Consider the following 6,968-nt stretch of genomic DNA (forward strand, 5'->3'; position numbering starts at 1 on the left):
AATTGAGTCTGGACCCTAGAACGAGCGCTCACCAGAGGCGGGGTTGCTCACCGCAAAGCCATGATGGACCGCCAGCATGAACTGTCGAGCAGCAGGCATGGAGGCCTTACAGATTGGCCAGCGGCAGTGTTTAGGATCTGCCGCGACCGGTGCAGGACGCCGACCTCGCGATCAGGCGTCGGCTCAACCGCTCAACCGGCTGCATGGGGTTTTTCGGTTCGCCACATGCTGCAAGATCTGCCGCCGCCGAGCTGTACAACGCCCGGCATGTGAGGACGTTGATGCGGCAGATGCGGCGGGATAGAGGCGCTCGATCGATGCCCCCCGCGCACAACAAAGCCCGAGCCGGGTCCCAAGATCCAACCATACCTGCTGCGCGGAATCGAGATCAACAATCCAACCAGGTCTGGGCGATGGACATCACCATATCCCTACGGCGCGCGGATTCGTCTATCCCGCCTTCGTGCTGGACTGGGCGCCAACACCGCTCAAGCTGACAATTCGCCAGTCGGTTTTCATAAGCGCGGTCGCTAAGCGCGGCATCCCCATCAGCATCGAGGGCGGGAGCACATAGCGGGTCGTCGAGCGGCATGACGCAGTGTCAGATGCGGATTCCGGGGCTTACGACAGTGATCGACACGCGCAGTTTTGTGGGTCGACATCTCGAGAGTTTTGACGGCAGCACGCCGGATCAAGCCCACTTCGTCCGCTGCAGCTCGCTGCGCCTTTCGCCCCGATCTAATTGAGGCGCACGTCGAACTGCTCGTCGGCAGCCGGAGCTATCGTCCGATCGCGATTGAGAGCGGCTAACGTCACGATTCGCCTTGAAAGCCGAAGTGTAGTTCCGGCGTGCTCGTGTGCTCATCGTCGCTCCTACTTCGCATGCACCAGCGTGCCCACTGCCAGACGGAAAATTGCAGCTATCGTCCTCAAATTCGCAGGTCTCGGTAGTCACCTTGCTCATGCGGACTCGGGAACCGTTCGCGACCACTGCCCTCTTTGCGGAATGAATGCAAAGAACGGCTCGAACACTGTGCGTGGCCCAAGGGTCGCCACCTGAGCAACACCTAAGGGTAAGCGCGCATTTTACTGCACAGGCTGGGCGCGCGGGTGGCCGCGGCGGTTGACGCCGGGCCCCAGCGGGATCATCGGAACGGCTTGATTGATCCTGAGCGTTCGACCGTCAGCCGCTGTCGTTGTCAGCTGTCAGGTTGTTTTTAGCGGTGCAGTTGAACGGCAACAGATCTTCGATATCGGCGTCTGGCGCGCGCTGGGGCAATTCGGTGAGCGCGTGACGTAGCCATGCATAGGGATCGACGCCGCATGCCCGGCATGTCAGCACCAAACTGTAGATCACGGCGCTTGCCTTGGCGCCGGCAACGGTGTCGCTGAACAGCCAACTTTTTCGTCCGGTGCAAAACGGCCTGATGTCGCGCTCCAGAACATTGTTATCGATCGGGGCGAGACCGTCGCTGGTGTAATGGGTCAGATAATCCCACTGGTTGCGCGCATAGGCGATCGCCTTGCCGGTCAAGCTTTCGGGTAGGACCTTCGGCGCCTGGTCGTCGAGCCAGGTCCAGAAGGCGGCCAATACCGGTAGGCTATGCTGCTGGCGCAGCCGCAAGGTGTATGCGGCGCGCGTTTCGCCGTCGGGCGGCGTCTGGCGCGCCACCCTCTCGACCTCATACAACGCCTCGAAGAACCTGAGCGCCTGCAATGGCGGACCGCCAGGCTTTGTCCTGGCCTTGAGCGCATCGGTAAATTTCCTGCGCGCATGTGCCATACAGCCGAGATGGGTCGCGCCTATCAGCGTGCGCCAGGCGTCATAGCCGTCGCTCATCAACCGCGATAGCCGGCCAGGAAGGCCTGAGGATGTTGCTGGCCGCGACCGGGCTGGTAATCGAACAGCACGACCGGCTGCGCGCAGTCCTGGCCGCTGCGATAGGCCCACATGAAGGATTTGGCCTGCGCATCACGGCCGTCCTCTTTAAGAACCTGGACCCAGGTTTCGTCGCCGTGGACCAGGGGCTGCGACCTGAGCTTTTGCTGTAGCGCGTCATAGACCCGACGCAGATGCGACTCGCTCGCCCGGATCACCCAGTTGCCCAGCGTGCCGCGGCTGATGCTGACGTCGGCGCGCCCCAGCGCGTCCGCCACACGGTACAGCGGCGTGCCGTCGACGTATTTGTTGGCGAGCACAGCGTCGATGGCGTGGCGACACTACCCGGCAGCGGCTGCGCCGGCATCGGCGCGGTCGCAATCGGGGTGTTCAGCGCGGTGCGCTCGCAGTGACGGCAGGCATATTTGAACCGCACATGCTGCAGCACCGACGCCTTCACCTCGACGTGCAACTGCTCGGTGACGGTCTCGCCCATCCGATGTATCCGATTATGGCAGCACGGACAGTCCTTTTGGTCCTCACCCAGATCATGTTCGACGCGTTGGCGCGGCAGATCGTCAGGCAGCGGCTTGCGGCCGCGTGTCTTCGGCGCCGGCTTTGGAGCCTCCGGCAATCCCGTGTCCGGCACGGCGACCGCCTCGACATCGTCGTCGTCCCGGCTTTCAGCGGCGGCCTGCTCGGCTTCTTGAAGATGCGCTCCTTGAGTTTTTCGCTCTTCGGCGCATACCGGTGCAGGCGCTCCAGGCGCAACTGCTCCTCAAGATGCAGCACGCGTTGTGCGAGTTTCCACCGCCGCGATCTCGGCCGCGTGCGCCGTGATCAAGGCTTCCTGCTCGTGCGTCGTGGACTTGCGACTCATCGTAGTCTTGAATCGAAGTCATGCCGCCGCGTCAACCGGGCTCCATGTCTTCGTCATGTCTTCGGCGGCGTCATCTGAGAACGGCCATGCCGAAGCCCGATGACGCCGCCCGCATCGAACACGCTCAGCCCACGCTCTGATATTGCCGTCCGGATGACGACGCACCGCCGCGATGTTGATGCCGTCAAGCAGCCAGTGCAGCTCCTCCGTCGTCAGCGTCAGCACCGCCTCCTGACTTCGGGGCCAGTGGAATCTGTCGGCCTCCAGCCGCTTCAGCAGCATCGAAAATCCTGACCGATCATAGATCAGCAGCTTGATCCGGTCGCGGCGACGATTGCAGAACGCGAACACTGCGCGCTGGAACGGATCCAGCCCCATCGACTGCTCGACCACGATCGCCAGGCTGTTGATGCCCGCCCGGAAGTCAATCGGTTCGCGGTGAAGGTAGATCCGAAGATCAGACGCCAGTCGGAACATCGCAACGCCCCAGCGCTTCAATCACCGCCTACAGCAACTGCGCGTCGCCGCCTTTCAGCGAAAGCGTCACGCCCTTGGGCATCGATGCCGTCAGCCGCCCTGCACAGGATCGCTCCGTCGCGCAAACCGCGATTGCGCCAGCAGATCGAGTTGGCGACGGCGACGGCGCGCGAACCGGAATAAAGTCTGGCGCAATCGGCGCCCGCGCCTCCGGCTGGCCATCCCGTTCTGATGTTGCCGCTTGGCCACCCACTTGCGCAGCAGGTTCGCGTTCACGCCGTGTTGTAACGCCAGCCCCGCCAGCGACACGCCAGGCTGCAGATAGGCCTCGACCGGCCGCTGTTTGCTGGCCGGATCATAGCGACGCCGGCCATTGCGCAACACGCCGACCCTCTCAAGTCTCAAAGGTTCTTCTGGAGTGATCTTCGATGGTGTCCACCTCGCTCATGGTGGACACCTCATCCCATTCCCGCGCTCAACTGCATAGGCGCGTAGAAAGGAGCGCTTACACCTAAGGAGCATCAGGGTGAGTGGATTAATCGCTCGCCGGAAACCTCCCAATTGCTGAGCGTATCAGTGAAGCGAGAGGCTGATCGTACCCTGCACGAGTAGTGGCGTAGCAGCTTGGTCGCTGATTGAGGCAGATTATCGTGCGCATCGTGCATGTTTGTGCGAAATGATTAGCTCGACGCACTGCGCCGCGCCTGGGTTGATGGCGGAGTACCCTTGGCTAAAACGTGTGTGCATCGGTTGAATGCGAACTCGTTCCACCAGCCGCATAACTCTCGAGCAAGAACTCGGTCCTGCCCTCAAAAAGATCGTCGGGGTGGACGCGGAGCTCAGAGGCCGGGAGCCACACGTCAATTCTCATTAGAGCAGCAGCAATATGGATCCAAATCGAACAGCGCAATCTTGCGAAGACCGAGCGCAAGCTCAATTGAGCCGAGATTCTCTGGCCCGGCGCCAGAAGTTTGCTTGGAGCTATAATCTAGCATATTCCGTGCTACAGAGGTCGATCTCATGCTAAGCGCCGGGCGGATTGGACGTTTCGGTCATTTGAAGTGTCGAACTGACAACAGCACGCGTGCCAAAGCTGAGATGCAGGCGAGCTTCAGCGCCAACGCTTCTCTTCAGTGTCGTAGGCGCCGGCAAACGGGTCGTTCACGGCGGTCAGCTCTCGTTTGAGCACCTTGTTGCTGGAGGTGGTTCTGGGTAGCGCGCGAGCAAAGGCGATGTACCGCGGCACCTTGAAGGAAGCAAGTTGAGCACGAGCATGATCGAGAATGCGGTGCATGATCAGATCGTCCGGCGTGATCCCTTCCCTCAGTTCAACGTAAATCTTTGCCTCCTCCCCGCGCTTGAGATCGGGAACGGGCACGGCTGCCACATCGGCAACCTCTGGAATTTCGCGGATGACAGCCTCCACCTCACGTGCAGCGATGTTCTCGCCCGAGCGGCGGATCATGTCCTTAATGCGCCCTACCAGCCAATAAAAGCCGAGCTCATCGCGGCGCATCAGATCACCGGTCTTAAACCACTCGCCCTGAAACAAGGCAGCATTTGCGTCGGGTTTGTTCCAGTAGCCCTCCAAAATCCCACGCCCTCTCACCCACAACTCACCAATCTCACCGATCGACGTAGGGCTGCCGTCCTCGTTCATCAGGCGCAGTTCCCTAAAAGGCGCGCGAATACCTACGGAACCCCAGGGCGTCAATCCGTCGAGCTCGCTCGTGGTCAGTGTGCCGAAGCCAATTTCCGTCATTCCGTAAGCATCCTGGGTGCGCACCCGAAAGCGCTTCCGAAAGTCACGTATGGTTTCAGGACTGGAGCCCCAATTCAAGGTTTGCTTCAGGCATGTCGCTCCGTCTACGCCAGCGACTTCGGCTTCGCGCGCGATAAGCTCGGTAACTTGGCACCATTCGATACGGTGCTGCTTGACCCAACCGATGAAGCGCGTGGAGCTGAGCTGCGGAGCCAAGAAGAGCGTGCCGCCCTGTCGATACGACCTCAGAAGATCCCCTTGCGGATCGCCATAGAAGAATGGTTTCGCAGATAAATACCTTCGGTATGGCTGCTCGTCCCAGCACAGCCCCTGATACGAGCTCACGCCCCAGTAGTCGTGCGTCAACATGCAGCCTTTCGGAAAGCCCGTCGTTCCCGAGGTATACTGAATGTTCAATAGGTCATCTGGGCGGATGTCCTCATCTAACGGAGAGTCGTCGACGCTTTTGAGCAATTTGTCGAGAGTGGTCGTGCTCTCAGAGGAGGGCTGTCCTGTCAGTATTATTCGACCCTTCACGAGGTGTTCCGGCCAAGGCTCCATCGACGAAAATACTGACCAAGCAGCCCCCTGGACAACGGCGAAGCTGGCCTGCGTATCGGTGAGAACGTATTCGATCTCCCGGGGTGTGTACCGCATGTTAATCGGAACCATGATCGCACCGAGTTTCGCAATCGCGAACCACAGGATGGGGAATTCGATGCAATTTGGCAACATTATGCCAATGCGGTCGCACTTGCGTACGCCGAACGCACGCAGCGCATGCGCGAGTTTGTTGGACAACTTGTCCATCTCCGAGTAAGTCGCGCGCTCGCCGCTCTCGAAAACATCGATGGCAGTTGTTGGTCCGTGCGTTCTCGCCCGCATCGAAACCAGCTGACCAATAGTAATAGTTTCATACGCCCTTTCCATGGCCTCTAACTTCGAGAACGCGTTTGCTGCGTACTTTTGCAGCTCCGGTGGCCTCAACCTTGGAGGGATCATCAATGGAGTCCTTCGTTTTCAGGGGCAAAGAAGGCTGCAAACGCGCGGGCCCTCTACCGTCCAATCTTCCGATTGCGAGAGCTAAATAAGCCGGTCCAGCAGCCGCGTGGCGGATATGCGCTCTTGAGTAACGGCACTGCAGCATGAGAGCTCAAGATCAAAACGCATAGCTCGAATCGGGTGGAACGGCGCACCGCAAGGATGCAACTGTTTTGGATCGTCCACAGCACCTCCATTCAAGCTTAACTTCCCATTGCTGCCCCCTTCCAGGGTAATCAGCTGCCTCTAGAGAGCACGAGTTGGAGAGTACCTCATCATGGAGGATGGAAACACTACCTAGTCTGGCGAGGAGCATGAATTCGCTCTTTCACCTAGCCAATATGAGCGATGAAGAGGCGAAAGTTCAGCCGCGAGTTCAAGGTCGAAGCGGTCTGACTTCTGAAGGAGAAGCCGGTGTCGGCCGCTCAGGAGGCGCGCAACCTGCATGTTGAGGCCAACATTCTCCACGATGGATGAAGGCATGTGACGCCGATCCGCCGCAGGCGTTTCCCGCCAATCATAAGATAAAGCCCGAGTAGCAGGAGATTGAACGGCTGCGCCTCAGCGCCATCATGCTCACGATCCCCTGAAATACGCACTTCTGCCGAAGCCGGCTGCTTCGGAAGCCGGATCGGGCAAAAATAACTAAGCATGCCGCTCGCTGCTACAGCGCTATGAAAGCGCGTTTCGGGAGTTGGCTTGCTTCAGTCCTGCTGCAAACCAAAAGGGGGCACTTCTTCATGTCGTTGCGGTCAAATCCGGACGTCACTCGACCTTGGGGGAACACGACGTGGCATACCGCTCCCACAGGCCGAGCTTCGATCGGACCGAATCTAATTGTCTCATATGTAATCCTGTGATGTCGATCGACGCCCAGCGTTGGTAGTTGCAAAGGCTTGCATGCTCGCCCCTAGCATTACAGTTGGTGC

The 6,968-nt window shown here is 59.6% G+C and carries 3 protein-coding genes and 1 pseudogene; all 4 read right to left on the reverse strand.

Annotated elements, in window-relative coordinates:
- Window positions 1–1,183: 1,183 nt before the first annotated feature.
- Window positions 1,184–2,759 (reverse strand): annotated as a pseudogene (gene tnpC, locus FXB38_RS41105) (IS66 family transposase).
- 18 nt (window positions 2,760–2,777) lie between these two features.
- Window positions 2,778–3,257 carry an IS66 family insertion sequence element accessory protein TnpB gene (gene tnpB, locus FXB38_RS41110; protein WP_148756574.1) on the reverse strand — a complete coding sequence of 160 codons (480 nt, stop codon included), beginning with the start codon at window positions 3,255–3,257 and terminating at the stop codon, window positions 2,778–2,780.
- 69 nt (window positions 3,258–3,326) lie between these two features.
- Entirely contained in the window at window positions 3,327–3,620 is a 294-nt protein-coding gene (locus tag FXB38_RS44765) for a transposase (RefSeq protein ID WP_430640220.1), read from the reverse strand.
- 727 nt (window positions 3,621–4,347) lie between these two features.
- Complete coding sequence (locus tag FXB38_RS41120; RefSeq protein WP_246230613.1) at window positions 4,348–5,928, reverse strand: class I adenylate-forming enzyme family protein; 1,581 nt, start codon at window positions 5,926–5,928, stop codon at window positions 4,348–4,350.
- Between the last annotated feature and the right edge of the window lie 1,040 nt (window positions 5,929–6,968).

The organism is Bradyrhizobium cytisi (assembly GCF_008123515.1).
Classification (GTDB): domain Bacteria; phylum Pseudomonadota; class Alphaproteobacteria; order Rhizobiales; family Xanthobacteraceae; genus Bradyrhizobium; species Bradyrhizobium cytisi.

Excerpts from the sequence above, each read along its gene's own strand:
- FXB38_RS41120 (WP_246230613.1), bottom strand. The coding sequence starts at position 5,928 with ATGGAAAGGGCGTATGAAACTATTACTATTGGTCAGCTGGTTTCGATG.